Below are 26053 nucleotides of genomic sequence, written 5' to 3'. Positions count from 1 at the left end.
GCGGGTTCGTGGGGGGCCTTCCTTCCCACCCGCCCGCCCGTGGCTCCCAGGTTGCGAGGTGGGCGCTCCTCGTCGGGGATCGTCGCCGTTGGCGGGTGCGGGTGGGTGCGGGAGACTTGGGGGATGCGTACTGCGTACTTCGTGGGGGACGTGCGGGCCGCCGAAGGGCGGCTGATGGCTCGGGTGCCGGAGGGGGCGCTGATGCAGCGCGCCGCCGCCGGGCTCGCCGCGACCTGCGCGCGCCTGCTCGGCCGGACGTACGGCGCCCGCGTCGCCCTCCTCGTCGGCAGCGGCGACAACGGCGGGGACGCCCTGTACGCGGGCGCCCGCCTCGCCCGCAGGGGCGCGGGCGTGACCGCCGTGCTCCTGGCGCCGGAGCGCACGCACCAGGGCGGCCTCGCGGCCCTGCGCCGCGCGGGCGGCCGCACCCTCGACGCCGCGTCCCCGGACGCGACGGCGGTCGTCGCCGCCGCCCGCCTCGTCGTGGACGGCGTCGTCGGCATCGGCGGCAAGGGCGGCCTGCGCCCCCGCGCCGCCGAGCTGGCCCGCGCCGCCGAGGGGTCCGGGGCGACCGTCGTGGCCGTCGACCTGCCGAGCGGCGTGGACGCCGACACGGGCGAGGTGCGCGGCGAGGCGGTGCGCGCGGACGTGACGGTGACGTTCGGAACGTACAAGCCGGGCCTGCTGATCGATCCGGCGCGGGCGTACGCGGGCTCGGTGCACCTCGTCGACATCGGGCTCGGCCCCGAACTGGCCGCCAGCGGGCCCGCGGTCCAGGCCCTTCAGTACGCCGACGTGGAGCGGCTGCTTCCGCTGCCGGGCGCCGAGAGCGACAAGTACCGCCGCGGCGTCGTCGGCGTCGTCGCCGGGTCCGCCCGCTACCCGGGCGCCGCCGTCCTCGCGGTCGCGGGCGCGCTGCGCGGCGGCGCCGGGGCGGTCCGGTACGTGGGGCCCGCCGCCGACGCGGTCATCGCCCGCTTCCCCGAGGCGCTGGTGTCCGCCGGGCCCCCGGCGAAGGCGGGCCGCGTGCAGGCGTGGGTGGCCGGGCCGGGCCTCGGGGACGACGGGGACCGCCTCGCGGACGTGGTGGCCGCCGACGTGCCGGTGCTCATCGACGCCGACGGGCTGCGGCTCGCCGACGCGGCGGCGGTGCGGCGGCGCACGGCACCCACCCTGCTGACCCCGCACGCGGGCGAGGCCGCCGCGCTGCTCGGCGCCGCCCGCGACGAGGTCGAGGCCGCCCGCCTGGACGCCGCCCGCGAGCTGGCGCGGCGGTACGCGGCCACGGTGCTGCTCAAGGGGTCCACCACCCTGGTCGCCGGGCCCGACGGCGGCGCGGCGCGGGTCAACGCCACGGGCACCTCCTGGCTGGCCACCGCGGGCAGCGGCGACGTCCTCTCGGGCCTCGCCGGGTCGCTGCTCGCGGCGGGGCTCGGGGCGCTGGACGCCGGGTCGACGGCCGCGTTCCTGCACGGGCTCGCCGCGCGGCACGCGGCGGACGGGGCGCCGGTGGCGGCGCAGGACGTGGCGGACGCGATTCCCGCGGCGTGGCGGGACGTACGCGGTTGAGCACGTGCCCCGCCACGCGGTCGTTCCCGCACGGGCTCGCCGCCCGGCCCAGCGCGCGGGCAAGCGTGGAGCGTAGGCGGGCCGGGGTCGGCCGGGGTCTCTGAGAGACTGGGCTGCGATGACTGAGACAGCACTGCCGCGCGTGCGCGCCGAGATCGACCTCGCCGCCCTCCGTGCCAATGTGCGCACGCTGCGCGCCCACGCGCCCGGCGCCGCGTTCATGGCCGTGGTCAAGGCGGACGGATACGGGCACGGAATGGTCCCGTCCGCGCGAGCCGCGCTCGACGCGGGCGCCACCTGGGTGGGCACGGCCACGCCCGAGGAGGCCCTCGCGCTGCGGGCGGCCGGTGTCGGCGGCCGCGTCATGTGCTGGCTGTGGACGCCCGGCGGGCCCTGGCGGGAGGCCATCGAGGCGGACGTCGACGTGTCGGTGAGCGGCATGTGGGCGCTGCGCGAGGCCCTGGCCGCCGCGCGGGCCGCGGGCCGTACCGCCCGCGTCCAGCTCAAGGCCGACACCGGCCTCGGGCGCAACGGCTGCATGCCCGCCGACTGGCCCGAGCTGATCGCCGCCGCGCTGCGCGCCGAGGCCGAGGGCCTGCTCTCCGTCACCGGCCTGTGGTCGCACTTCGCGTGCGCCGACGAGCCGGGGCACCCTTCGATCGCCGCCCAGCTCGGCGTGTTCCGCGACATGGTGGCGTACGCCGAGGACCAGGGCATACGCCCCGAGGTGCGGCACATCGCGAACTCCCCGGCGGCCCTGACGCTCCCCGAGGCCCACTTCGACCTGGTCCGCCCCGGCATCGCCATGTACGGCGTCTCGCCGAGCCCCGAGATCGGCGTGCCCCAGGACTTCGGCCTGCGCCCGGTCATGACGGTCGCCGCGTCCCTCGCCCACGTCAAGCACGCCCCCGCGGGCCACGGCGTGAGCTACGGCCACCACTACACCACCCCCGGCGAGACCACCCTCGGCCTCGTCCCCGCCGGGTACGGCGACGGCATCCCCCGGCACGCCTCCGGCGCGGGCCCGGTCCTCGTCGACGGCAAGTGGCGCACGGCCGCCGGGCGGATCGCGATGGACCAGTTCGTGGTCGACCTCGGCGGCGACGAGCCGCCCGTCGGCAGCGAGGCGATCCTCTTCGGCCCCGGCGACCGGGGCGAGCCGACCGCCGACGACTGGGCGCGCGTGGCGGGCACCATCGCGTACGAGATCGTCACCCGCATCGGCGCCCGCGTGCCGCGCGTCTACCTGAACGAGTAGCCGCGGGGGCAGCGGCACCGGCGACCGACGACGGACGACGGAAGGGGAGCGGCACGTGGGTGAGGTCAGCACGGGGGCGGCCGCCGCGGAGGCGGTGGCCGAAGCGGGCGGCACGGTGACCCGCTGGCGGCGGGCCGGGCTCGCGGGCGCCGCCCTGGGCGTGGTCGCGGCGGGCGCCGCCGCCGGGGTCGCCATCGAACGGCTGACCGTCGGGCGCGCCATGCGCCGCCGGGCCCGCCTCGCCCTCGACGCCTCCGGCCCGTTCGGCTCACTGCGCGGCATGCCGGGGAAGGCGTACGCGGACGACGGCACGGAGCTGTCGTACGAGGTCGACGAGGCCGACGAGGCCGACGAGACCGAGGAGACCGGGCAGGCCGGTGCGGGGGCGCCGCCGGGGCCGGGGCGTCCGCGCCCGTCACCGTCGTCTTCAGCCACGGCTACTGCCTCAGCCAGGACTCCTGGCACTTCCAGCGCGCCGCGCTGCGCGGCGTGGTCCGGGCCGTGTACTGGGACCAGCGCAGCCATGGCCGCTCGGGCCGCGGCATGGCCCAGCTCCACGACCGCGAGCCCGTCTCCATCGACCGGCTCGGCCGGGACCTGAAGGCCGTCATCGACGCCGCCGCGCCCAAGGGGCCGCTGGTGCTCGTCGGGCACTCCATGGGCGGCATGACGATGATGGCGCTCGCCGCGCAGTTCCCCGACCTGATCCGGGAGCGGGTCGTCGGCGTCGCGCTCGTCGGTACGTCGTCGGGGCGGCTCGGCGAGGTGAACTACGGGCTTCCGGTGGCCGGGGTGAACGCCGTGCGGCGCGTGCTGCCCGGGGTGCTGCGGGCCCTCGGTACGCAGGCCGAGCTGGTGGAGCGGGGGCGGCGGGCCACGGCCGACCTGTTCGCGGGGGTCATCAAGCGCTACTCGTTCTCGTCGAAGGACGTCGACCCGGGGGTCGCGCGGTTCGCCGAGCGGATGATCGAGTCCACGCCGATCGACGTGGTCGCGGAGTTCTACCCGGCGTTCGCCGAGCACGACAAGGCGGACGCGCTCAAGTACTTCGCGGACGTGCCGGTCCTTGTGCTCGCCGGGGAGCGGGACCTGGTCACGCCCAGCGAGCACAGCGAGGTCATCGCCGGGCTGCTGCCGGGGGCGGAGCTGGCGCTCGTGCCGGACGCCGGGCACCTGGTGATGCTGGAGCACCCCGACGCGGTGACGGACCGCCTTGGGGAGCTGCTGGAGCGGGCGGGGGCCTCGCGGGGGCGCCCCAGGCCCGCCCCTTCCCGGAACGTAGGGGGCTGAAGCCCCCCGGCACCCCGTTACCGTTGGCGGTATGGAAGCACCGCACAGCACCGTTCCCCCGGCAGCCCCCTGAAGATCCGGGTCGACTCTCCCGAGCGGATGGGGGAGTTGGGGCGCCGCCTCGCCAAGGTCCTGCGTCCGGGGGACCTCGTCATGCTCACCGGTGAGCTGGGCGCGGGGAAGACCACGCTGACCCGCGGGCTCGGCGAGGGGCTCGGGGTGCGGGGCGCCGTGACGTCCCCGACGTTCGTCATCGCCCGCGTCCACCCCTCCCTCGTCGGCGGCCCGGCGCTGGTGCACGTCGACGCGTACCGCCTGGGCGGCGGGCTCGACGAGATGGAGGACCTGGACCTGGACGTGTCGCTGCCGGACTCGGTGGTCGTCGTCGAGTGGGGCGACGGCAAGGTCGAGGATCTCTCCGACGACCGGCTGCACGTCGTCATCGACCGCGCGGTCGGGGACACGGCGGACGAGGGGCGCGAGGTGACGCTGCGGGGCGTGGGGGCGCGCTGGCAGGACACGGACCTGACGGTGCTCGCGGCCTGAGCGGTCCCGGCCGCCCGTATTTCCCGACAGGCCGTCGGCAAGATGTTGCGCGGCGGGCGCCGGGCGTGGTCACATGGATACCGGTCCTGGTTAGGCCTGCCTAACCACGTCTGCCCCCGAAGCCCCAGGAGGCGTCCATGTCGGCTTCAGAACGTGACGCGCAGCCCCGTGCGGCGCAGCCGTCGGACGGCTGCTCGATGAGCGACCTCCTGGCGTCCTGCGCCGCCGCCACAGCCATCTCCACGCCTCCCCCGGCCCCCGCCACCACGACCCCGGAACCCCCGTCAGAACGCGAGGCGGCCTGACAGGGAAAGAGCCCGTCCGGCGTTTGAGGACGAGGCGCGAAGCGCCAACGCGGGGGAAAGGGGCGCAGCCCCATCCGAACGGCCCCGGCCGAGCCGTGCCAGCACGACGGCCAAGCCCGTCCGGCGTTTGAGGACGAGCGCGTCAGCGCGATGAAGGGCGGGCGGGTGGGGGAGGGAAGAGCCGGTCCGGCGCGTGAGGACGAGCCGCGGAGCGGCGACTACCGGACGACGACGACCTTCGTGCCGATGATCGCGAAGTCCCACATCGCGTTGCCGTCCTCGCGGGACGACCGCACGCCGCCCGTCTTCTTGCCCGGATCGGGCTTCTCCGTGGAGCCGTCGAGCGCCGCGCTGAACCCTATGGCGACGCCGTCGACGCTGGTGAAGCGGACGACGTGCTCGATCTGGACGCCGTCGGAGCCGGTGACCTGACCGGAGCGGGACGTCACCGTGTACTGCCCGACCGAGGGGTCGACCGTGCTCGGCGTGACCTTGTACGTGCGCTTGGCCTTGCCGGATTCGCCGACCAGCCAGACGCGGTCGGCGCCCAGGGAGTACACGACGCGCTTGCCGCTGCCGGAGCCGCCCGGCAGCACCAGCGGGTCGCGCTTGTCGCCGGGGTCGCGCGTGGGGGCGGTCGGGGACTTGTCGGGGCGCGCGTTCAGGTCGTCCGGCGCGCTGGCGGAGGCCTGGTAGGCGAGGAAGCCGACCACGGCGAGCGCCGCCGCGGTGAGCCCGGCCACGAATCCCGAGCTGCTCCTGGACATGCCCCACCTCATTCCACGTACGGCTATGAGGTGACGGTAGCAGCAGGCGCGTGCCCGGCCGGGGCGGCCGTGCGCGGGGCCGCGGAGCCGTAGGCTGTTCGCGTGCTCTTGCTCGCTCTGGATACCGCAACCCCCGCCGTCACCGTCGCCCTGCACGACGGGACCGCTGTCGTCGCCGAGTCGCGTCAGGTCGACGCCCGCCGCCACGGTGAGCTGCTGCTGCCCGCCGTCGACCGCGTTCTCGCCGACGCGGGCGTGAGACTCGACGCGGTCACCGCCGTCGTCGTCGGAGTGGGCCCGGGGCCGTACACCGGCCTGCGGGTGGGCCTGATGACCGCCGACACCTTCGGCCTCGCGCTCGGCGTGCCGGTGTACGGGGTGTGCACCCTCGACGGCCTGGCGTACGCGTCGGGCATCGAGTCCGGCCCCTTCGTCGTCGCCACGGACGCCCGGCGCAAGGAGGTCTACTGGGCGCGGTACGAGGACCCGCGGACGCGCGTCGGCGGGCCCGCCGTGGACCGGCCCGCGGACATCGCCGAGCAGGTCGCGGGGCTCCCCGCGGTCGGCGCGGGCGCCACGCTCTACCCGGACGCCTTCGGGGACGCCCGCGGCCCCGAGCACGTGTCGGCCGCCGCCCTCGCCGCGCTCGCCGCGGAGCGCCTCGCCGCCGGTGAGGAACTGCTCGAACCGCGCCCGCTGTACCTGCGCCGCCCCGACGCGCAGGTGCCCAAGAACTACAAGGTGGTCACCCCGAAGTGACCGCGGAGACCACCGTGACGAGCCCCGACGCCGCCGTCCTGCGCGAGATGCGCTGGTGGGACATCGACCCCGTGCTCGCCCTCGAGAAGGAGCTGTTCCCGGAGGACGCCTGGTCGCGCGGCATGTTCTGGTCCGAGCTTGCGCACGCGCGCGGCCCCGGCTCCACCCGCCGCTATCTGGTGGCGTACGAGGGCGAGCGCCTCGTCGGCTACGGCGGGCTCGCGGTCGCGGGCACCGACTCCGAGGGCGGTGACGCGGTCGCCGCCGACGTGCAGACCATCGCCGTGGCCCGCGACCACTGGGGCACCGGGCTCGGCTCCCGGCTGCTCACCGAGCTGCTGCGGCACGCGCAGGCCTTCGAGGCCACCGAGGTGATGCTGGAGGTGCGCGTCGACAACACGCGCGCGCAGAAGCTCTACGAGCGCTTCGGCTTCGAGCCCATCGGCTTCAGGCGCGGCTACTACCAGCCGGGCAACGTGGACGCGCTGGTGATGCGCCTGTCCGACCCGGCCGCCGCCCCGGCGGCCCCCGCGGCACCCACGGCCCCCGACAGCTCCCCGAACGGCCCCGGCGACGGGCCCGCGAACGGCGTACAAGGAACCGAGATCCATGGCTGACCCCCGCTCCCGCACCGGCGACGAGCCCCTCGTCCTCGGCATCGAGACCTCCTGCGACGAGACCGGCGTCGGCGTCGTGCGCGGCACCACGCTGCTCGCCGACGCCGTCGCCTCCAGCGTCGACGAGCACGCGCGGTTCGGCGGCGTCGTGCCCGAGGTCGCCTCGCGCGCGCACCTGGAGGCGATGGTCCCGACGATCCAGCGGGCCCTGAAGGACGCCGGGGTGAGCGCGCGGGACCTCGACGGGATCGCCGTCACCGCCGGGCCCGGCCTCGCGGGCGCGCTGCTCGTGGGCGTCTCGGCCGCCAAGGCGTACGCGTACGCGCTGGGCAAGCCGCTGTACGGCGTGAACCACCTGGCCTCGCACATCTGCGTGGACCAGCTGGAGCACGGCTCGCTGCCGGAGCCGACGATGGCGCTGCTGGTGTCGGGCGGGCACTCGTCGCTGCTGCTGTCCACGGACATCACCTCCGACGTCCGTCCGCTGGGCGCGACCATCGACGACGCGGCGGGCGAGGCCTTCGACAAGATCGCCCGGGTGCTGAACCTGGGCTTCCCCGGCGGCCCGGTCATCGACCGGTACGCGCGCGAGGGCGACCCGGAGGCGATCGCGTTCCCGCGCGGGCTCACCGGGCCGCGCGACCCGGCGTACGACTTCTCCTTCTCCGGTCTGAAGACGGCCGTGGCCCGCTGGATCGAGGCCAAGCGGGCCGCGGGCGAGGACGTGCCGGTGCGGGACGTCGCCGCGTCCTTCCAGGAGGCGGTCGTGGACGTGCTGACCCGCAAGGCCGTGAAGGCCTGCAAGGACGAGGGCGTCGACCACCTGATGATCGGCGGTGGCGTGGCCGCCAACACCCGGCTGCGGGCGCTCGCCGAGGAGCGGTGCGAGCGGGCGGGCATCCGGCTGCGGGTGCCGCGGCCCAAGCTGTGCACGGACAACGGCGCGATGGTCGCCGCGCTCGGCGCGGAGATGGTGGCCCGCAACCGGCCGTCGTCGGACCTGGGGCTGTCGGCGGACTCGTCGCTGCCGGTGACCGAGCCGCACGTACCCGGCGCGCACACCCACACCCACGACCACGACCACGTGCACGAGGTCAGCAAGGACAACCTGTACTCATGAGCGTCGCGCTGATGTGGGAGGCCCGCGCCGCCGAGGGGCGCGGGCCCGAACTGCTCGACTGGGCGCGGGCGCAGGCCCTGGCGGGCGAGCCGCTGCGCCGCGAGACGTTCCGGGCGCCGCAGGACCGGGTCCTCGTCATCACCTGGTGGGACGCGGCCCCCGACGCCGCGCTGCCCGAACTGCCCGAGCCGCCGGGGGAGTTGGTGACCCGGCCGCCGCACCGGTGGCGGTTCGAGTCGCTGGGCGAGGGCTGACGCGCCGTCACCGGCCGGGGCGGGCTACTCGGTGCGCGTGCTGAGCAGCGCCAGCGCCGCGACCGCCCCCAGCAGGATCGTGGCGGCCGACGTCCACAGGGCCCAGGTGCCGACCGTCGTGTTGACGTACGGGTCGAAGCCGTCGTCGAAGCCCGGGACCAGGCCGCGCAGGTCGAGGTAGACCAGGACCAGCGCCAGCACCACCCCGGCGCCGCGCGCCGCGCGGTGCCCGCCGAGCAGCAGGGCGCCGACCGCCAGCGGCAGGACGATCACGGCCAGGTAGTAGAAGGTGTACGGGAGCGGGTGGCCGTGGGAGGCGTCGAACGCGGTCCGGAAGAATTCCCCCGCGTCGTTGTCCTGGCCGTAGCCGCCGCTCAGGCCGATGAAGTAGATCTCGTCCCGGGTGAGGGTGTAGATCAGCCAGCCCAGGCCGTTGACGCCGCACAGCAGCAGCGCGAGGCCCGCCACCACCGGGCCGGGCCGCACCGGGCGGGGGCCGCCGCCGTGCGGCGGGGCGCCGTAGGGGCCGTGTGACGGGTACGGCGGGTACGTCGGGTACGGGGCGTACGCGGGCGGCGGCGGGGCGTCGGCGGGGTGTCCCGCGGCGGCCGGGTAGGGCGGCCGGGGCGGCGCGGCCGGGTGGGCCGGGGCGCCGCCCGCCGCCTGGCGGGTGCGGGCGACGGCCGCCCACAGCAGGCAGGCCAGGACCAGGCCCGCGATCCGGAAGGTGAGCAGGGCCTTGCCGTAGCCGATCTCGGTGATCATGTCGCGGTAGCGGTCCGAGGCCATGAGCCCGATCAGCTCCCGGACGCCCAGGCCGAGCAGGACCGCGGCGAGCAGCGCGAGGGCGCCGCGCGCCGCCCGCAGCCGCCCCAGCGCGAGCGCGCCGACGACCGCGGCCGCCGCCAGGAACGCCCAGTCGTACTGGGTCTGCGCCTGGAGCGGCAGCAACTGCCGCGGGTCGTACAGGGCCTTGAAGGAGACGCGCTCGTCGGTGTCGGCGATGTCCTGGGTCTCGTACACGATCCAGCTCACGGCGGCGAGCGCGTACAACAGGACGCCCGCGCCCGCGAGTTGGAGCGTCGGCGCGTGGTGCGGTGCCACCCGTCCCGGTATGCCGTGTCCGGCCTGGACCTGGCCTGGCATGGCCATCCGTGCCCCCCGTCTCCGTCGGTGTGCCCTATGTACTGCTCATGTCACCACGCTGTCTACGGTGCGTCCGGTTGCGGTCCGGTGTCCTCGGCGCGCCGGGGGCCGGTGGCGCGGCCGAGGAGGCCGTCAACGACCGCCTCCAGCTGGCGGGTCACGTCGTAGGCGGCGGTCAGCTCCGTCCAGCGGTCGGCGAGCGCGGCCAGGTAGGGCAGTTCGGCGGCGTCGGCGTCGGTGAGCATGTCGGGGAAGTGCCGGGTGCGCGGGGGGTCCTCGGCGCGGTGGGCGAGGGCGCGGCGGAAGACCAGGCTGCCGTACACGCAGTGCCACAGGGTGCCGTAGGCGTGCACGGCCTCGGCGGGGGTCAGGCCGCAGGCGATCGCGGAGCCGACGATCTCGTCGACCATCCACAGCGCGCCCGGGTCGGTGAGCCCGCCGAGCCGCAGCACCTCGACCACCCAGGGCAGTTCGTCCAGGACGGCGTGCATGTGGACGGCGACGGCGACCATCCGGTCGCGCGGGTCCTCGGGCAGTTCGGGGCGGGGCAGGGTGGCCGCCGTGCCGGACAGGGCGAGCATCAGCAGCTCGTCCTTGTCGCGGACGTGGTGGTAGAGGGCCATGGGGGTGGCCCCGACCTCCTTGGCGACGCGCCGCATGCTCAGGGCCGCGACGCCCTCCTCCCGCAGGACGCGCCGCGCGACGTCGACGATCGCGTCCGGGTCGATGCGCCGGGGCCGCCCGACGCCGCGCTTCTTCGCCGCCGGGCGGGTGTTCCCGCTGCCGCCCGGCCGTTCCGCTTCTGCTTCCGCTGCCACGCCCCCATTGTCCCGTCCGCGCTCCGGCCGCCCCTGGCGGAGGGGCGGGGCGGGCCGCCGGGCGCGGGGGCGGTCGTGGGGGACGGTCGCGGGGACAGCTCCCGATGGATTTCTATACGCGTATAGTAATCTGCGGAGCATGACGAACTCACCCCCACGGCACCGCTCCCCGCGGCACGGCTCCCCGCCGCCTGGCTCCCCTTCGCACGACGCCCCGCCGCATGGCGCCCTGCTGCTGCCCGTCCTGCTCACCGTGCAGTTCCTCGTCTCCCTCGACATGTCCGTCGTCAACATCGCCCTGCCGGACATGGGCACCGACCTGGGCTTCGCGCCCGAGTCGCTGACCTGGGTCGTCAACGCCTACGCGCTCGCGTTCGGCGGGCTGCTGATGCTCGGCGGGCGCCTCGCCGACCTGATGGGGCGCCGCCGCACGCTGGTCGTCGGCTTCGTGGTCTTCGGCGTCGCGAGCCTCGCGGGCGGGCTCGCGCAGAGCCCGGGGCAGCTCGTCGCGGCCCGCGCGGTGCAGGGCGCCGGGGCGGCCGCGCTCGCGCCCGTGGCGCTCGCCCTGATCACCGTCCACTACCCGGCGGGGCCCGCCCGGGCCAGGGCGCTCGGCCTGTGGGGCGCGTCGGGCGCGCTCGGCGGCGCCGTCGGGATCATGGCGGGCGGGCTGCTCACCGACTGGGTGGGCTGGCGCTCGGTGATGCTGGTCAACGTGCCGGTGGTGCTGGCCGCGCTCGCCGCCACCCGGCCCGGCGTCCCCGCCGACCACCGGACGACGGGCGCCCCCCGCCTGGACGTCGCCGGGGCGCTCCTGGTCACCGCGGGCACCTCGGCCCTCGTCCTCGGCCTGGTGCGCACCGAGTCCCACGGCTGGGCCTCGGCGAGCACCCTCGCCACCCTCGCGGCGGCGGCCGTGCTCCTCGCCGCCTTCTGCGCCGTCGAGATACGCGGGGCGCGGCGCGCGCGGCAGCCGCTGCTGCGGCTCGGACTGCTGGCCCACCGCCCGGTGGCGTCCGCGAACGTGTTCGCGCTGCTGATGTCCTCGGGCCAGTTCGCCGCGTTCTACTTCACCTCGCTCTACCTCCAGCAGGTCCTGGCGTACGCGCCCACGCGCGCCGGGGCCGCCTTCCTGCCGTTCTGCGCGGGCGTCGTCGCGGGCACCGCGGTCGCCACCCGCGCGGTCGGCCGGGTCGGCGAGCGGGCGCTGCTGGTGGCGGGCGGGCTGCTCGGCGCGGCCGGGTTCGCCTGGTTCGCGGCGACCGTCGAGGCGGGCGGCACCTTCGTCGGCTCGATCCTCGGGCCCTCGCTGGTGGCGAGCGTCGGCATCGGCCTGTGCTTCGTGCCGCTGGGGGCGGCGGCCACGTCCGGGGTCGCCCCGGAGGAGACCGGCATGGCGTCGGGCCTGCTCAACAGCTCGCGGCAGCTGGGCGGTTCGATCGGGCTCGCGGTCCTGGTGACGGTCGCGGCCAGCGCCACGGGCCCGGGGCGCGGGGTGGCGGCCCTCGCGGACGGGTACGCGGCCGCGTTCGCGGTGGCGTCGGGGCTGCTGGTGGCGGCGGCGCTGGCGACGGCGGTGCTGCACGGCGGCCGCCGGGCCCTCGCGGGGGCGCCCCGGACCCGCCCCTCCCCGAACTAGGGGCCAGCCCCTAGAACCCCGACAAGCATCGGCCTGGCGGCCTCGTCCTCAAACGCCGGACGGGCTGAATCTGTCGCGCTGCGCGCTCGCCCTCAAACGCCGGGCGGGCTGAAACCGTCCGGCGCTCAGCGGACGGGGTGGGCCAGGAGCATCGTGGGGGCGCCCGCCACGCGGGTGAGGATGACCGTGGCGGACCCGGGCCCCCGGGGCTTCACCTTGCGGCGGAGTTCCTCCGGCTCCACCGCCGACCCCCGCTTCTTCACCGTCAGGACGCCGACCTCCCGCTCCCGCAGCAATGCCTTCAACTTCTTCACGTTGAAGGGGAGTTCATCCGTGACCTCGTACGCGGTGGCGTACGGCGTGGGGACGGCGGCGTCGGACGTGACGTACGCGATGGTCTCGTCGATGAGCCCGCCCTCGACCCGCGCGGCCACCTCCGCCACCAGATGGGCCCGGATGACGGCCCCGTCCGGCTCGTACAGATAGCGTCCGACCGGCCGGACCGGAGGGTCGGGAAGCATGGCGGCGCGCGGGGCGCACACCGTGGCGCCCGAGGGGAGCAGCGTCGCCCGGTGCGCGCCGGGCGCGTCCCCGCCGAACCACAGCACCGCCTCCTTCACGTCCCCGCCGTCGGAGATCCACTCGGCCTCGGCCTCGTCGGGGACGGCCTCGTGCGGGATGCCGGGTGCGATCTTCAGGGCGGCGCGGGGGGCCTCGCGGGCGGCGGCCACGGCCCAGGACAGCGGCGGCGAGTACGCCTCGGGGTCGAAGATCCGGCCGCGCCCGCCGCGCCGGGCGGGGTCCACGAAGACGGCGTCGTACCCGGCGGTGTCCACCTCCGTCACATCCGCCTCGCGCACCTCGATGAGGTCGTCCAGGCCGAGGGCTGCGGCGTTGGCGCGCGCGACGGCGCAGGTCAGCGGGTCATGGTCGACGGCGAGCACGGCGATTCCGGCGCGCGCGAGGGCGATCGCGTCACCGCCGACGCCGCAGCACAGGTCGGCGACCCGGCGCACGCCGAGGTCCGTGAAGCGCCGCGCCCGGTACGTCGCCACGGACGTGCGCGTGGACTGCTCGACGCCGTGCGGCGTGAAGAACATCCGCGCGGCGTCCGCCACGCCGAACTTCGCCACCGCCCGCTGCCGCAGCCGCGCCTGCGCGAGCGCCGCCGAGACCAGGTCGGCGGGGTGCTCGCGGCGCAGCCGGGTCGCGACCGCCAGCTCGTCGGCCGGTGCGACGTCGCGGACGGCGTCGAGCAGGGCGGCGCCCTCGGCGGTGAGGAGCGCGGCGAAGGCGGTCACGGAGGGCTGCGGATCGTGCGGAGCGTTCACCGGCCCATTGTGGGCCAGTCGGAGGAAGGTGCGCGTCCGGCGGCGGTGTCGGCCCCGTACCAGGCCCGTGAGCTGCGAAGATCCGGCGCCATGCGACTAGTAGGACAAAAGGCACAATCAGCCGCACGAGGGATCGCGGAGCGGGCCGGGGCGCGGACCGCGCGGCGGGGCGCGCGAGGGACCGCGAGGCGCGGGCGGCGCACGCTCCTCGCGGGCGCCGCGCTCCTCGCCACCGCCGTGGCCTCCGGCTGCGCGTCGGAGAGCGGAGGCGGAGGCGGTGGCGGCGGGGACGAGGGCGCCCCCGCCGCGCACGGCCAGCAGCCCCGGCTCGCCCCGCCCGCCCAGGCCCTGCGCGAGTACGCCCGGGACCTGCGGGCCAGCCACGCCGCCCGGGCCGCCGCCGCGAAGCGCTGGGGCCTGGCGAAGGTGCCCCTGACGCCCCCCGCGCCGCCCGCCGTCAAGCCGCCCCTGACCACCCGCGAGGGCTTCGAGGTCCAGGGCCAGGCGGAGCTGCCGCCGGTGTTCACCACCGTCCCCACCAAGGACCGGGTGGTCTTCCTGACCGTCGACGACGGCGCCGAGAAGGACCCGGCGTTCCTGCGCATGATGACCGAGCTGAAGATCCCGTACACCGCGTTCCTCAGCGACTACCTCGTCAAGGAGGACTACGGGTACTTCAAGCGGATGCAGGGCCGGGGCGTCGTACTGAACAACCACACCCTCAACCACCGCTTCCTGCCCGGGCTCTCGTACGAGGCGCAGCGGCGCGAGATCTGCGGCATGCAGGACGTCATCGAGCGCCGCTACGGCAAGCGGCCCGAGCTGTTCCGGCCGCCGTACGGCAACTACAACCGCGACACCCTGCGCGCCGCCAAGTCCTGCGGGGTCCGGGCGGTGCCGCTGTGGGCGGCGGAGGCGTTCGCCGACCATATGGAGTGGCGCGAGTGGGACCGCGACCTGCACCCCGGCGACATCGTCCTCACGCACTTCCGGGGCCGCGGCGACTGGAAGGGAACGATGCCGGACATGATCCGCACGTTCCTGAAGACGGCCACCGACAGGGGGTACGCCGTGGCCCGCCTGGAGGACTACCTGTGAGGCGGTACGCGGGCGCGGCGCTCCTGGCGGTGCTCCTGACGGGCTGTGCCCCGTCGGTTGACCCGATCGAGCGGCTCGGGCGGAAGGCGGCCGAGAAGATCTCACCCGGGCCGACCCGGCCCAGTTGCGGGCCGCCGTCCCGCGCGGCGAGCGGGGCCTTGGACGCCGGACCGCCCCGCGCCGGGGCCCCCGGCGCGCCCGGCGCGGAACCCACCCCCGACGAGGAACGTTGCCCACGACAGGGCGCCCGCACGGCGCCGGGCACCGGAACCCGCTGAGCCGACGGCGGTCGATTGGCACTCCGCTTGACCGAGTGCTAACCGCCGTCCTAGTCTCGCACCTGGCACTCCCGCATGGAGAGTGCCAGAAGCGACGGGCAGGTCCGGCACCCGCGACGACGGATCGACCTGGTCGCCACCTCTAGATCAGTTAACCCCGCGAGATCTCCGAAGGGGGAGGTCGGATCGTGACGACCGCCAGCTCCAAGGTTGCCATCAAGCCGCTCGAGGACCGCATCGTGGTCCAGCCGCTGGACGCCGAGCAGACCACGGCCTCTGGCCTGGTCATCCCGGACACCGCGAAGGAGAAGCCCCAGGAGGGCGCCGTCCTCGCCGTGGGCCCGGGCCGTTTCGAGAACGGCGAGCGCCTGCCGCTCGACGTGAAGGTCGGCGACGTCGTGCTCTACAGCAAGTACGGCGGCACCGAGGTGAAGTACAACGGCGACGAGTACCTGGTGCTCTCCGCCCGCGACGTGCTCGCGATCATCGAGAAGTGATCGAGCGCTAGTCGCCCCTGCTTCATCCAGCAGATTTGCTTCGCGCCGCGCCCCTGGTCACCCCGCTGATTGCCGGGCGGCGAGGGGCGCGGTCCGTTGCCGCATCCTTCCCGGGGTTCCCCGGACCCATGAGTTTCCGAGAGGGCTGAATCGCTGCCATGGCGAAGATCCTGAAGTTCGACGAGGACGCCCGTCGCGCCCTTGAGCGCGGCGTCAACAAGCTGGCCGACACGGTCAAGGTGACGATCGGCCCCAAGGGCCGCAACGTCGTCATCGACAAGAAGTTCGGCGCCCCCACCATCACCAACGACGGCGTCACCATCGCCCGCGAGGTCGAGGTCGAGGACCCGTACGAGAACCTCGGCGCCCAGCTGGTGAAGGAGGTGGCGACCAAGACCAACGACATCGCTGGTGACGGCACCACCACCGCCACCGTGCTCGCCCAGGCCCTGGTCAAGGAGGGTCTGCGCAACGTCGCCGCGGGTGCCTCCCCGGCCGCCCTGAAGAAGGGCATCGACGCCGCGGTCAAGGCCGTCTCCGACGAGCTGCTCGCCACCGCGCGCCCGATCGACGACAAGTCCGACATCGCCGCCGTGGCCGGGCTCTCCGCCCAGGACACCCAGGTCGGCGAGCTGATCGCCGAGGCGATGGACAAGGTCGGCAAGGACGGTGTCATCACCGTCGAGGAGTCCAACACCTTCGGCCTTGAGCTGGACTTCACCGAGGGCATGGCCTTCGACAAGGGCTACCTGTCGCCGTACTTCGTGACGGACCAGGAGCGCATGGAGGCCGTCCTGGAGGACCCGTACATCCTCATCCACCAGGGCAAGATCTCCTCCATCCAGGATCTGCTGCCGCTGCTTGAGAAGGTCATCCAGGCCGGTTCCTCGAAGCCGCTGCTGATCATCGCCGAGGACGTCGAGGGCGAGGCCCTCTCCACCCTCGTCGTGAACAAGATCCGCGGCACGTTCAACGCCGTCGCGGTGAAGGCCCCCGGCTTCGGCGACCGCCGCAAGGCGATGCTCGGCGACATGGCCACGCTCACCGGCGGCACCGTCGTCGCCGAGGAGGTCGGCCTCAAGCTCGACCAGGTCGGCCTGGACGTGCTCGGCACCGCCCGCCGCGTGACGATCACCAAGGACGACACCACGATCGTCGACGGCGGCGGCAACGCGGCCGACGTCGAGGGCCGCGTCGCCCAGATCAAGGCCGAGATCGAGGCCACGGACTCCGACTGGGACCGCGAGAAGCTCCAGGAGCGCCTCGCGAAGCTGGCCGGTGGCGTGTGCGTCATCCGCGTCGGCGCCGCCACCGAGGTGGAGCTGAAGGAGAAGAAGCACCGTCTGGAGGACGCCATCTCCGCGACCCGCGCCGCGGTCGAGGAGGGCATCGTCTCCGGTGGTGGCTCCGCGCTCGTCCACGCCGTCAAGGTCCTGGAGGGCAACCTCGACAAGACCGGCGACGAGGCCACTGGTGTCGCCGTCGTGCGCAACGCCGCCGTCGAGCCGCTGCGCTGGATCGCCGAGAACGCGGGCCTCGAGGGCTACGTCATCACCTCGAAGGTGGCGGAGCTGGACAAGGGCTTCGGCTTCAACGCCGCGACCGGCGAGTATGTCGACCTGGTCAAGGCCGGTGTCATCGACCCGGTGAAGGTCACGCGCTCCGCCCTGGAGAACGCCGCGTCCATCGCCTCCCTGCTGCTCACGACCGAGACCCTGGTCGTCGAGAAGCCCGCGGAGGAGGAGGCCGAGGCGGGTCACGGCCATGGGCATGGCCACGCTCACTGAGGCCTGACCAGAGGCCCGGCACCCCTTGCGGTGCCGGGCCTCAGGTTTTTCGGCTTCTCGTCTGCCGGGTTGGGGTGCGTTGCCGGGTGCGGGTCGGGGTCCGTCCTCGCGCCCACGCGGCGGAGCCGCACATGAACACAGCCCCGCGCCCCTTCGGGGCGCGCCCGCTACCGCGCGCCGTACTTCGGGCCGTACTTGCGGCCCGTGCGGGAGGAGACTCCGCCGAGGAGTGACTGCGGCGTCAGCTTCATCACGCCCATGATCGCCTTGTAGCGGGGGTCCGGCACCGAGAGGGTCTTGCCGCGCGACAGGTCCGCCAGGGCCGTCGCGACCACGCGGTCCGCGTCCAGCCACATCCACTTGGGGATGTTGTCCGTGCCCATCCCGGCCCGCTGGTGGAACTCCGTCCGTACGAAGCCGGGGCACAGCGCCATCAGCCGCACCCCCGAGCCCGCCAGGTCCTTCGCCGCGCCCTGCGTGAACTGCACCACCCACGCCTTGGACGCCCCGTACGTGCCGCGCGGCACGAACGCCGCGACCGACGCCACGTTCACCACGCCACCGCGGCCGCGCTCCCGCATCGGCTCCGCCGCCGCCGAGGTCAGCCGGAGCACCGCCTCGCAGTGCACCTTCAGCATGGCCAGCTCGTCGGCCATCGGGACGTCCAGGTAGCTGCCCTTGTGGCCGAACCCGGCGTTGTTGACCAGCAGGTCGACCGGGTCCTTGCGGCGGCCGAGGCGCTCCTCGACGGCGGCGATGCCGTCGTCCGTGGCGAGGTCCGCGGGCAGCACCTCCACCTCCACGCGGTGCCGGTCGTGCAGCTCGGTGGCCTGTTCCCGCATCCGCTCGGCGTCGCGCGACACCAGGACGAGGTTGTGCCCGTCGGCGGCCAGGCGGCGCGCGAAGGCGGCGCCGATGCCCGCGGTCGTACCCGTGATGAGAGCCGTAGTCATGGGCCAAGGCTAGTGAGGCGCGCGGGCCCGGCGCGCCACCAGCCAGGCCCGGCCGACCCTCTGTCAGGGTGAGGGGGCGTCAACTCCCGTGCTGCTCCGCGTACTTGAGCGCCTGGCGCCGCGCCTCTGGATGCAGGGCGTCCCCGGCCGCGAGCAGCCCGGGCAGCAGCTCCCGCTCCAGGGTCGTGGCCCGGAAGTGGAGCGCGACGGTGACGTCGTGGTCGGGGCGGTGTGCGATCTCGACGGCGTCGCCCACCCGGATCTCGCCCGGCTCCAGGACCCGCAGATAGGCGCCGGGCAGTGCCTTCTGGGTGAACCGCCGGATCCAGCTCGGCTCGCCCAGGTGGCCCTGGAAGGTGCGGCAGGGGATCCGCGACGAGCTGACCTCAAGCAGCAGCTCCGCCCCGACGCGCCAGCGCTCGCCTATCCGCGCGCCGTTCAGGTCGACGCCGAGCGTGGTCAGGTTCTCGCCGAAGACGCCGTTGGGCAGCTCCCGGCCGAGGATCGCGGCCCACTCGTCGAGGTCCTCGCGCGCGAAGGCGTACACCGCCTGGTCGTTTCCACCGTGGTTGCGCAGGTCGCAGACGGCGTCTCCGGCGAGGCCGCTGCCGCCGGTCCCCTTCGGGCCGGGGGCCGTCACCCGAACGGGCCCGTCCGTCGGCTGCTTGTCGATGCCGGTGACGCCCCCGGGGAGCTGGTGTAGTCGACGGCCTTGGGGCGGCCCACGTTCACGGAGAGAAGCTTCATCCGGTCAGACTAGGCCGCCGGCGGTCAAAGTAGCTACGCAATATTGTGCGCCACACCCAAGGTTCGCTTATGCTCGGGTCATGATCGAGGCCCGTCATCTCCGTGTGCTGCGCGCCGTGGCCGCCACCGGGTCCTTCTCCGCGGCGGCCCGCGAGCTGGGCTGCACCCAGCCTGCCGTCAGCCAGCAGATGAAAGCCCTCGAAGCGTCGGCGGGCACGCCGCTGCTGATCCGCACGGGCCGCGAGATGCGGCTCACCCAGGCGGGCGAGGCCCTGGTCCGGCACGCCGCGGGCATCCTCGCCGGGCTCACCGCCGCCGAGGAGGAGGTGGCCGCGATCGCGGGCCTGCGCGCGGGCCGGGTCCGGCTCGTCTCCTTCCCCAGCGGCTCCTCCACGCTCGTGCCGGGCGCGCTCGCGGCCCTGCGCGCCGCCCACCCCGGCACGCGCGTGTCCCTGGAGGAGGCCGAGCCGCCGCGCTCGGTGGAGCTGCTGCGCGCGGGCGACTGCGACGTGGCGCTCGCCTTCCGGTACGAGGGCGCCGGTGCCGCCGAGGAGTGGGACGACCTCGTCGTACGCCCCCTGCTCGCCGACCGGCTCGTCGGCCTCGTACCGGAGGGGCACCGCCTGGCGAAGGCGGACACCGTCGCCATCGGCGAGCTGGCCGACGAGTCGTGGATCGCGGGCTGCCCGCGCTGCCGCCGCCAGCTCGTCGAGGTCTGCCGGGGGAGGGCTTCGAGCCGCGCATCGACTTCGCCACGGACGACTACCCGGCGGTGGTCGGCCTGGTCGGGGCGGGCCTCGGCGTGGCGGTCCTGCCGGGGCTCGCCCTGGAGTCCGTACGGGCCAAGGGGGCCCGCGCGGTCGCGGTGGAGCCCGCGGTGCGCCGCGAGATCGTCGCGCTCACGCTGCCGGACCTGGCGCAGGTGCCCGCGGTCGCGGCGACGCTCGACCACCTGGCGCGGGCGGCGACGCGCTGAGGGCGGGGCGCTGAGGGCGGGGCGCCCGCCCCGCAGAAACGTTCCTTCACGTCGCGGGCCGCCGGTCCTGACCGCTCCGTCAGGTCGTGCTCGCGCTGCCCGTCGTGACCAGGCGGTTGCGGGCGCGGCCCATCAGCTCCTCGCGCTCGTCCTCGGTGAGGCCGCCCCACACGCCGTACGGCTCGCGGACCGCGAGCGCGTGCGCCGCGCACTCCGCGCGCACCGGGCACCGCATGCAGACCTCCTTGGCCGAGTTCTCGCGCGCGCTGCGCGCCGCGCCGCGCTCGCCCTCCGGGTGGAAGAAGAGCGAGCTGTCCACCCCACGGCAGGCCGCGAGGAGCTGCCAGTCCCACAGATCCGCGTTCGGTCCGGGAAGGCGGGAGAAATCTGCCATTGCTTGTCTCCTGGTTGCCGTGGTGACGGGGCCTGGTGACGGCCGAGAGCGCCGATGGCACGGGTGCCACGGATGACGCGGGCGACACGGGTGTCACAGGTGACACGGGCGCCGCGGATCACGCGGGGCGACGCTCGCTCACCGGGGAGTGACGCCCCTGACCGTACATGTCCTGTGTAAGGAGATGAAAATATGACTCATTGCGAATCTAGCCACAGACACCGCGAAAAGGGAAGAAAAGCCGCTAAATGGGGCATAGGGATCTTCGAAGGAGGCCTCGGAGGGGCCTTCGGGGGCGCCCGCGCCCGCGCCGCCTGTGCCGTGTCCGAGCCCTCACGTAGAGTGCCGAAGGTGGCAGTCTGACCCGTAACTCTTTCGAGTGACCGTCGTTGAGAGTGCGGAGGCGGTTGAATCAAGAAGCGCTCGGGCAGATGTCCGAGAGCGTCAACCGCTCAGGTGACGACTTGTACCAGCCTGGAGGCTCAAGGTGACGCGCATCAGCCCCGGAGGACGGCCATGACATCCGTCCTCGTCTGCGACGACTCCCCGCTCGCCCGAGAGGCGCTGCGCCGCGCGGTCGCGACCGTGCCCGGCGTCGAGCGCGTGACGACAGCGGCCAACGGCGAGGAAGTCCTCCGCCGCTGGGGCGCCGACCGCTCGGACCTGATCCTGATGGACGTACGCATGCCGGGTCTCGGCGGCGTCGAGACCGTGCGGCGGCTGCTCTCCGCCGACCCCGGTGCGCGGATCATCATGCTCACGGTCGCCGAGGACCTGGACGGCGTGGCCCTCGCGGTCGCCGCCGGTGCCCGGGGCTATCTGCACAAGGACGCCTCGCGCGCCGAGCTGCGCGCGACCGTCACGCAGGCCCTCGCCGACCCGACCTGGCGGCTCGCCCCGCGCCGCCTCCGCTCGGCCGAGATGGGCGCCGCGCCCACGCTCACCGCGCGGGAGATCCAGGTCCTGGAGGGCATGAGCCACGGCCGGTCCAACGCGGAGATCGGACGCGAGCTGTTCCTCTCCGAAGACACGGTGAAAACGCACGCCAGGCGCCTGTTCAAGAAGCTCGGCGCCTCGGACCGCGCGCACGCGGTGGCGCTCGGCTTCCGCTGGGGCCTGGTCCGCTAAGTGACCACTCGCGGGGGAACGGAGATCCCCGCCCGCCCTGCGGCGGGCGGGGCCACGGACGCCCGCCGCGAACCCCCGCTCGGGAGCGGCTTGTGGCGCTTCGCCGCCGATGCCGCATCCTTGAAGGTGTGGAGTTCCCTGGGGACGAGTCGGCCGAGCGGGAGGGGAGGGCGCGGGGGATGAGTTTCGGCGCACCCACTCATAACGCTTCGGTGCACAACTACGGACGCGGTGCCACGGATCAACCGGCGTCAAGGCACCATGGACCGATGCGCGATGACAAGACGACGGTGATCGGTGCCCTCGTCCTTCGCGCGGTGGAGGGCGACGAGCAGGCCACGCACGACCTGCTGGCGCACGTCCACCCCCTCGCGCTGCGGTACTGCCGCACCCGGCTCTCCCGGCTCCCGGGGGACGCGCGGCACTTCGTGGAGGACCTCGCGCAGGAAGTGTGCGTCGCCGTCCTGCTCGCGCTGCCGCGGTACCGGGACACCGGGCGGCCCTTCGAGGCCTTCGTCTTCGCCATCGCCGCGCACAAGGTCGCCGACCTGCAGCGCGCCGCGATGCGGCACCCCGGTTCCACCGCCGTGCCGTCCGACGAGATGCCGGAGCGGCCCGACGACTCGCTCGGGCCCGAGGAGCGGGCGCTGCTCAGCAGTGACGCCGAGTGGGCCAAGAAGCTGCTCGCCAATCTGCCGGAGAACCAGCGGGAGCTGCTGCTGCTGCGGGTTGCCGTGGGGCTGACCGCGGAGGAGACCGGGCAGATGCTCGGGATGTCGCCCGGGGCGGTGCGGGTGGCCCAGCATCGGGCCCTCAGCCGTCTGCGTGCGCTGGCTGAGCAGTAGTTCTCCCCACCCCGCCCCTTCCCGAACCAGGTGCTGCCGCCCCTGGCACCCCGCCCTCCATTGGCGCTGCGCGCCTCGTCCTCAAGCGCCGGACGGGCTGGATTGTCGCGCTGCGCGCTCGTCCTCAAACGCCGGACGGGCTAGGTCGTTGCGCTGCGCGCTTGTCCTCAGGCGCTGAGCGGGCTCGATGGTCGCGCTGTGGGCTTGCTCTCAGGTGCCGGGTGCGGGGGGTTTCAGCCTGTCCGGCGTTTGAGGACGAGGCGCGGAGCGCCAATGGAGGGCGGGTGGGTGGGGGAGAGACGGCCGCCGGACCCCGCCGGGGGGGCCTGTGGGAACGTACGAAGCCCCGGGGCACCCGGCATCGTGGAATGAGAGAGCCATGGTTCCCGTTAGCATGGACATCCGCACCGATCAAGGCCATTTGGGGAAGGTGTCATGACTGCCAACGTCGACGGAGTGCCCGAGAAATTCGCGACACTCGGGCTGACCTACGACGACGTGCTGCTGCTCCCGGGCGCGTCGGACATGGCGCCCGACGAGATCGACACCTCTTCGTACGTCTCGAAGAACGTGAAGGTGAACATCCCGCTGCTCTCCGCGGCGATGGACAAGGTCACCGAGTCCCGGATGGCCATCGCCATGGCCCGCCAGGGCGGCGTCGGCGTGCTGCACCGCAACCTGTCGATCGCCGACCAGGCCAACCAGGTCGACCTGGTGAAGCGCTCCGAGTCCGGCATGGTCACCGACCCGATCACGGTGCACCCGGACGCCACGCTCGCCGAGGCCGACGCGATCTGCGCCAAGTTCCGCATCAGCGGCGTCCCGGTCACCGACCCGGCGGGCAAGCTGCTCGGCATCGTCACCAACCGCGACATGGCCTTCGAGAGCGACCGCTCGCGCCAGGTGCGCGAGGTCATGACGCCGATGCCGCTGGTCACCGGCAAGGTCGGCATCTCCGGCGTGGACGCCATGGAGCTGCTGCGCCGCCACAAGATCGAGAAGCTGCCGCTGGTCGACGACGACGGCGTCCTCAAGGGCCTGATCACGGTCAAGGACTTCGTGAAGGCCGAGCAGTACCCGAACGCGGCCAAGGACGCCGAGGGCCGCCTCATCGTCGGCGCCGCCGTCGGCGTCGCCGGGGACGCCTTCGACCGCGCGCAGGCGCTGATCGAGGCGGGCGTCGACTTCATCGTCGTAGACACCGCGCACGGCCACTCCCGCCTGGTCGGCGACATGGTCGCCAAGATCAAGTCGAACGCGTCCGGCGTCGACGTCATCGGCGGCAACATCGCCACCCGCGACGGCGCGCAGGCCCTCATCGACGCCGGTGTCGACGGCATCAAGGTCGGCGTCGGCCCCGGCTCCATCTGCACCACCCGCGTCGTCGCCGGTATCGGCGTACCGCAGGTGACGGCCATCTACGAGGCGTCGCTCGCCGCCAAGGAGGCCGGGGTCCCGGTCATCGGCGACGGCGGCCTGCAGTACTCGGGCGACATCGCGAAGGCCCTGGTCGCGGGCGCCGACACGGTGATGCTGGGCTCGCTGCTCGCGGGCTGCGAGGAGTCCCCGGGCGAGCTGCTCTTCATCAACGGCAAGCAGTTCAAGTCGTACCGCGGCATGGGCTCGCTCGGCGCCATGCAGTCCCGCGGCGACCAGCGCTCCTTCTCCAAGGACCGGTACTTCCAGGAGGGCGTGGCCTCCGACGAGAAGCTGGTGCCCGAGGGCATCGAGGGCCAGGTGCCCTACCGCGGTCCGCTGTCGGCGGTCGTGCACCAGCTCGTGGGCGGTCTGCGCCAGTCGATGTTCTACGTCGGCGGCAAGACGGTGCCCGCGCTCCAGGCGGGCGGCCGCTTCGTGCGGATCACGTCGGCGGGCCTCAAGGAGAGCCACCCGCACGACATCCAGATGACCGTCGAGGCGCCGAACTACAGCAGCAAGAAGTAGTCGGCGGACGGCACGCGCACGTGCGTGGGGGCGGCCCGGGCATCCCGGGGCCGCCCCCACGCGCGCGTGTCGGGGATACTGGAACGGCACAGGAGAGCCGTAGTGCCGTAGGAAAGCTGAAGGGCCACACACGTGACTGAGATCGAGATCGGGCGCGGCAAGCGCGGCCGCCGGGCGTACGCCTTCGACGACATCGCCGTCGTACCGAGTCGGCGCACCCGCGACCCGAAGGAGGTCTCGATCGCCTGGCAGATCGACGCCTACCGCTTCGAGCTGCCCTTCCTCGCGGCGCCCATGGACTCCGTGGTGTCGCCCGCGACCGCCATCCGCATCGGCGAGCTGGGCGGCCTCGGCGTGCTGAACCTGGAGGGCCTCTGGACGCGGTACGAGGACCCGCAGCCGCTGCTCGACGAGATCGCGGAGCTGCCCGCCGAGGCCGCCACCCGCCGCCTCCAGGAGATCTACGCCGCGCCCATCAAGGAGGAGCTGATCGGGCAGCGCATCAAGGAGGTGCGCGACTCCGGCGTCGTCACCGCCGCCGCGCTCTCCCCGCAGCGCACCGCGCAGTTCTCCAAGGCCGTCGTGGACGCGGGCGTGGACATCTTCGTGATCCGCGGTACGACGGTGTCGGCCGAGCACGTCTCCGGTGCCGCCGAGCCGCTGAACCTGAAGCAGTTCATCTACGAGCTGGACGTCCCGGTCATCGTCGGCGGCTGCGCCACGTACACGGCCGCGCTGCACCTGATGCGCACCGGCGCGGCCGGTGTCCTCGTCGGCTTCGGCGGCGGCGCCGCGCACACCACGCGCAACGTCCTCGGCATCCAGGTGCCCATGGCCACCGCCGTCGCCGACGTCGCCGCCGCCCGCCGCGACTACATGGACGAGTCCGGCGGCCGCTACGTCCACGTGATCGCCGACGGCGGCGTGGGCTGGTCGGGCGACCTGCCGAAGGCCATCGCCTGCGGCGCGGACGCCGTGATGATGGGCTCCCCGCTGGCGCGCGCCACGGACGCGCCCGGCAAGGGCCACCACTGGGGCATGGAGGCCGTCCACGAGGACGTGCCGCGCGGCAAGAAGGTCGACCTGGGCACGGTCGGCACCACGGAGGAGATCCTCACCGGCCCGTCGCACATCCCGGACGGCTCGATGAACTTCTTCGGCGCCCTGCGCCGCGCGATGGCCACGACCGGCTACAGCGAGCTGAAGGAGTTCCAGCGGGTCGAGGTGACGGTGGCGGACTCGCAGCACAAGCGGTGACGTCGCACTGGGCCTGAGCAGGTACGACCTGAGCAGGTACGACCTGAGCAGGTACGAAGGGGCCCGGGCCGCCTGGTGGCGGTCCGGGCCCCTTCGTGTGTCCGGCTAGCGCGCCGCGCGCTGCGCGCCGCCGAAGGCGGCCACCGCGGCGACGATGAAGAACACGAACGTCATCGCGTCCGCGTCCTCCTTCCACCCTTCCTGGACCAGGTCGAAGTGGTCGATGAACAGCGTCTTGAAGCTGATGTTGAGCTTGTCCGCGGCGACCATGGCACCGCCGACGAGCTGGCCCATGTAGACGGCGCCGAGCGACAGCGCGGCGGCGATCACCGCGAGCGCCGGGTTGTGGCCGCCCGCCTTGCCCGCGGCCAGGCCCACCAGGAAGCCGACGCCGATCGCGGCCCAGCCGATCTCGTGCTCCGTGGCGCCGATCACCGCCCCGTAGACACCGGCGGCGACGACGGCGGCACCGAAGGCGGCCACGATGCCCAGGCCCACGTTGTCCCGGCGCGCCGGAGCGGGCGGCGGCACCGGGAAGCCGCCGTGCTGCTGCGGCGGGAAGGGGGCGTACGGCTGCTGCTGCGGGTAGCCGTAACCCGGCTGGCCGTACGGCTGCTGCTGGTGCGGATGGCCGTACGGCTGGCCTGGAGGCGTGGGCTGCGTCATCTGGATTCCCCCTGGGACATAAGAGCGCACTGGTGTGCGGTAAATGGCTGGATCCGCACGGTAG

The 26053-nt window shown here is 74.0% G+C and carries 23 protein-coding genes and 3 pseudogenes; 18 read left to right on the top strand and 8 right to left on the bottom strand.

All coding sequences use genetic code 11. The features are described from left to right. The first annotated feature begins 123 nt into the window (after positions 1–123). From ACOBQU_RS15475 to ACOBQU_RS15455, 5 genes and pseudogenes are all read left to right on the top strand, one after another. Complete coding sequence (locus ACOBQU_RS15475; RefSeq protein ID WP_423627506.1) at positions 124–1569, top strand: NAD(P)H-hydrate dehydratase; 1446 nt, start codon at positions 124–126, stop codon at positions 1567–1569. A gap of 118 nt (positions 1570–1687) precedes the next feature. Next, positions 1688–2827 carry an alanine racemase gene (gene alr, locus ACOBQU_RS15470; RefSeq protein WP_423627504.1) on the top strand — a complete coding sequence of 380 codons (1140 nt, stop codon included), beginning with the start codon at positions 1688–1690 and terminating at the stop codon, positions 2825–2827. Positions 2828–2882: 55 nt separating this feature from the next. Further along, positions 2883–4117: pseudogene (locus tag ACOBQU_RS15465) on the top strand (alpha/beta fold hydrolase). A gap of 69 nt (positions 4118–4186) precedes the next feature. Continuing rightward, positions 4187–4663: a tRNA (adenosine(37)-N6)-threonylcarbamoyltransferase complex ATPase subunit type 1 TsaE gene (tsaE, locus tag ACOBQU_RS15460; RefSeq protein ID WP_423634517.1), complete on the top strand. Its 477-nt coding sequence runs from the start codon at positions 4187–4189 to the stop codon at positions 4661–4663. A gap of 137 nt (positions 4664–4800) precedes the next feature. Further along, positions 4801–4968, top strand: a complete 168-nt coding sequence (locus ACOBQU_RS15455; RefSeq protein WP_423627502.1) for a hypothetical protein — start codon at positions 4801–4803, stop codon at positions 4966–4968. Between the two features lie 218 nt (positions 4969–5186). On the opposite strand, the gene ACOBQU_RS15450 is transcribed toward ACOBQU_RS15455, so the two are convergent. After that, a complete protein-coding gene (locus ACOBQU_RS15450) occupies positions 5187–5735 on the bottom strand; it encodes a hypothetical protein (RefSeq protein WP_423627500.1) in 549 nt (182 codons plus the stop codon). Between the two features lie 102 nt (positions 5736–5837). On the opposite strand from ACOBQU_RS15450, the gene tsaB reads away from it, so the two are divergent. The 4 genes from tsaB to ACOBQU_RS15430 are packed head-to-tail and all read left to right on the top strand — an operon-like array spanning position 5838 to position 8485. Beyond that, positions 5838–6494, top strand: a complete 657-nt coding sequence (tsaB, locus tag ACOBQU_RS15445) for a tRNA (adenosine(37)-N6)-threonylcarbamoyltransferase complex dimerization subunit type 1 TsaB (RefSeq protein ID WP_423627498.1) — start codon at positions 5838–5840, stop codon at positions 6492–6494. A gap of 47 nt (positions 6495–6541) precedes the next feature. Beyond that, complete coding sequence (gene rimI, locus ACOBQU_RS15440) at positions 6542–7111, top strand: ribosomal protein S18-alanine N-acetyltransferase (RefSeq protein ID WP_423634515.1); 570 nt, start codon at positions 6542–6544, stop codon at positions 7109–7111. Further along, positions 7104–8231: a tRNA (adenosine(37)-N6)-threonylcarbamoyltransferase complex transferase subunit TsaD gene (gene tsaD, locus ACOBQU_RS15435; protein ID WP_423627496.1), complete on the top strand. Its 1128-nt coding sequence runs from the start codon at positions 7104–7106 to the stop codon at positions 8229–8231. The genes rimI and tsaD overlap by 8 nt, the downstream gene beginning before the upstream one ends. Continuing rightward, positions 8228–8485, top strand: a complete 258-nt coding sequence (locus ACOBQU_RS15430) for a hypothetical protein (RefSeq protein ID WP_423627494.1) — start codon at positions 8228–8230, stop codon at positions 8483–8485. Before tsaD ends, ACOBQU_RS15430 begins: the two co-directional genes overlap by 4 nt. 24 nt (positions 8486–8509) lie before the next feature. On the opposite strand, the gene ACOBQU_RS15425 is transcribed toward ACOBQU_RS15430, so the two are convergent. Beyond that, a complete protein-coding gene (locus tag ACOBQU_RS15425; RefSeq protein ID WP_423627492.1) occupies positions 8510–9589 on the bottom strand; it encodes a hypothetical protein in 1080 nt (359 codons plus the stop codon). A gap of 104 nt (positions 9590–9693) precedes the next feature. Beyond that, complete coding sequence (locus tag ACOBQU_RS15420; protein ID WP_423627490.1) at positions 9694–10449, bottom strand: TetR/AcrR family transcriptional regulator; 756 nt, start codon at positions 10447–10449, stop codon at positions 9694–9696. A 139-nt stretch (positions 10450–10588) separates the two neighbouring features. Here ACOBQU_RS15420 and ACOBQU_RS15415 point away from each other — a divergent pair, with 139 nt between their 5' ends. Beyond that, the gene (locus ACOBQU_RS15415) at positions 10589–12088 is read left to right on the top strand and encodes an MFS transporter (RefSeq protein ID WP_423627488.1); all 1500 of its coding nucleotides are present in this window, start codon (positions 10589–10591) and stop codon (positions 12086–12088) included. Between the two features lie 125 nt (positions 12089–12213). Here the strand turns inward: ACOBQU_RS15415 and ACOBQU_RS15410 are convergent, their stop codons facing one another. Further along, positions 12214–13419 carry a class I SAM-dependent methyltransferase gene (locus ACOBQU_RS15410; RefSeq protein ID WP_423627486.1) on the bottom strand — a complete coding sequence of 402 codons (1206 nt, stop codon included), beginning with the start codon at positions 13417–13419 and terminating at the stop codon, positions 12214–12216. A gap of 90 nt (positions 13420–13509) precedes the next feature. On the opposite strand from ACOBQU_RS15410, the gene ACOBQU_RS15405 reads away from it, so the two are divergent. From ACOBQU_RS15405 to groL, 3 genes are all read left to right on the top strand, one after another. Then, a complete protein-coding gene (locus ACOBQU_RS15405) occupies positions 13510–14517 on the top strand; it encodes a polysaccharide deacetylase family protein (protein WP_423627485.1) in 1008 nt (335 codons plus the stop codon). Positions 14518–14983: 466 nt separating this feature from the next. Beyond that, a complete protein-coding gene (groES, locus tag ACOBQU_RS15400; protein ID WP_004955293.1) occupies positions 14984–15292 on the top strand; it encodes a co-chaperone GroES in 309 nt (102 codons plus the stop codon). A 158-nt stretch (positions 15293–15450) separates the two neighbouring features. Continuing rightward, the gene (gene groL / locus ACOBQU_RS15395) at positions 15451–17079 is read left to right on the top strand and encodes a chaperonin GroEL (protein WP_423627483.1); all 1629 of its coding nucleotides are present in this window, start codon (positions 15451–15453) and stop codon (positions 17077–17079) included. Positions 17080–17246: 167 nt separating this feature from the next. Here groL and ACOBQU_RS15390 read toward each other — a convergent pair whose 3' ends face one another. Both ACOBQU_RS15390 and ACOBQU_RS15385 read right to left on the bottom strand, forming a co-directional pair. Next, positions 17247–18032, bottom strand: coding sequence for an SDR family NAD(P)-dependent oxidoreductase (locus tag ACOBQU_RS15390; protein WP_423627481.1), 786 nt, complete (start codon positions 18030–18032; stop codon positions 17247–17249). Between the two features lie 79 nt (positions 18033–18111). Continuing rightward, positions 18112–18779 (bottom strand): annotated as a pseudogene (locus tag ACOBQU_RS15385) (MOSC domain-containing protein). An 80-nt stretch (positions 18780–18859) separates the two neighbouring features. On the opposite strand from ACOBQU_RS15385, the pseudogene ACOBQU_RS15380 reads away from it, so the two are divergent. After that, positions 18860–19755: pseudogene (locus ACOBQU_RS15380) on the top strand (LysR family transcriptional regulator). 79 nt (positions 19756–19834) lie between these two features. Here the strand turns inward: ACOBQU_RS15380 and ACOBQU_RS15375 are convergent. Next, positions 19835–20149 carry a WhiB family transcriptional regulator gene (locus tag ACOBQU_RS15375; protein ID WP_423627479.1) on the bottom strand — a complete coding sequence of 105 codons (315 nt, stop codon included), beginning with the start codon at positions 20147–20149 and terminating at the stop codon, positions 19835–19837. A gap of 516 nt (positions 20150–20665) precedes the next feature. Here ACOBQU_RS15375 and ACOBQU_RS15370 point away from each other — a divergent pair. The 4 genes from ACOBQU_RS15370 (at position 20666) to ACOBQU_RS15355 (ending at position 25323) form a co-directional block, all read left to right on the top strand. Then, a complete protein-coding gene (locus tag ACOBQU_RS15370) occupies positions 20666–21277 on the top strand; it encodes a response regulator transcription factor (RefSeq protein ID WP_003948568.1) in 612 nt (203 codons plus the stop codon). Positions 21278–21393: 116 nt separating this feature from the next. Continuing rightward, positions 21394–22122 (top strand): sigma-70 family RNA polymerase sigma factor, encoded by a 729-nt coding sequence (locus tag ACOBQU_RS15365; RefSeq protein WP_423634513.1) that lies wholly within the window; start codon positions 21394–21396, stop codon positions 22120–22122. 435 nt (positions 22123–22557) lie between these two features. Next, complete coding sequence (gene guaB, locus ACOBQU_RS15360) at positions 22558–24066, top strand: IMP dehydrogenase (protein ID WP_423627478.1); 1509 nt, start codon at positions 22558–22560, stop codon at positions 24064–24066. 132 nt (positions 24067–24198) lie between these two features. Continuing rightward, entirely contained in the window at positions 24199–25323 is a 1125-nt protein-coding gene (locus ACOBQU_RS15355) for a GuaB3 family IMP dehydrogenase-related protein (RefSeq protein WP_423627476.1), read from the top strand. Between the two features lie 105 nt (positions 25324–25428). Here ACOBQU_RS15355 and ACOBQU_RS15350 read toward each other — a convergent pair whose 3' ends face one another. Further along, positions 25429–25989 (bottom strand): hypothetical protein, encoded by a 561-nt coding sequence (locus tag ACOBQU_RS15350; protein ID WP_423627474.1) that lies wholly within the window; start codon positions 25987–25989, stop codon positions 25429–25431. Positions 25990–26053: the final 64 nt, after the last annotated feature.

This window comes from Streptomyces sp. G45, assembly GCF_049542095.1.
GTDB lineage: Bacteria > Actinomycetota > Actinomycetes > Streptomycetales > Streptomycetaceae > Streptomyces.
This window is presented reverse-complemented; position numbering and strand designations above follow the sequence as displayed.

Bases quoted from the DNA above. Each gene is read 5' to 3' on its own strand.
- ACOBQU_RS15405 (WP_423627485.1), top strand. From the start codon at position 13,510: ATGCGACTAGTAGGACAAAAGGCACAATCAGCCGCACGAGGGATCGCG.
- tsaD (WP_423627496.1), top strand. From the start codon at position 7,104: ATGGCTGACCCCCGCTCCCGCACCGGCGACGAGCCCCTCGTCCTCGGC.
- ACOBQU_RS15455 (WP_423627502.1), top strand. From the start codon at position 4,801: ATGTCGGCTTCAGAACGTGACGCGCAGCCCCGTGCGGCGCAGCCGTCG.
- alr (WP_423627504.1), top strand. From the start codon at position 1,688: ATGACTGAGACAGCACTGCCGCGCGTGCGCGCCGAGATCGACCTCGCC.
- ACOBQU_RS15390 (WP_423627481.1), bottom strand. From the start codon at position 18,032: ATGACTACGGCTCTCATCACGGGTACGACCGCGGGCATCGGCGCCGCC.
- groL (WP_423627483.1), top strand. From the start codon at position 15,451: ATGGCGAAGATCCTGAAGTTCGACGAGGACGCCCGTCGCGCCCTTGAG.
- ACOBQU_RS15370 (WP_003948568.1), top strand. From the start codon at position 20,666: ATGACATCCGTCCTCGTCTGCGACGACTCCCCGCTCGCCCGAGAGGCG.
- ACOBQU_RS15415 (WP_423627488.1), top strand. From the start codon at position 10,589: ATGACGAACTCACCCCCACGGCACCGCTCCCCGCGGCACGGCTCCCCG.
- rimI (WP_423634515.1), top strand. From the start codon at position 6,542: ATGCGCTGGTGGGACATCGACCCCGTGCTCGCCCTCGAGAAGGAGCTG.
- ACOBQU_RS15430 (WP_423627494.1), top strand. From the start codon at position 8,228: ATGAGCGTCGCGCTGATGTGGGAGGCCCGCGCCGCCGAGGGGCGCGGG.
- ACOBQU_RS15475 (WP_423627506.1), top strand. From the start codon at position 124: ATGCGTACTGCGTACTTCGTGGGGGACGTGCGGGCCGCCGAAGGGCGG.
- ACOBQU_RS15350 (WP_423627474.1), bottom strand. From the start codon at position 25,989: ATGACGCAGCCCACGCCTCCAGGCCAGCCGTACGGCCATCCGCACCAG.
- ACOBQU_RS15375 (WP_423627479.1), bottom strand. From the start codon at position 20,149: ATGGCAGATTTCTCCCGCCTTCCCGGACCGAACGCGGATCTGTGGGAC.
- guaB (WP_423627478.1), top strand. From the start codon at position 22,558: ATGACTGCCAACGTCGACGGAGTGCCCGAGAAATTCGCGACACTCGGG.
- ACOBQU_RS15450 (WP_423627500.1), bottom strand. From the start codon at position 5,735: ATGTCCAGGAGCAGCTCGGGATTCGTGGCCGGGCTCACCGCGGCGGCG.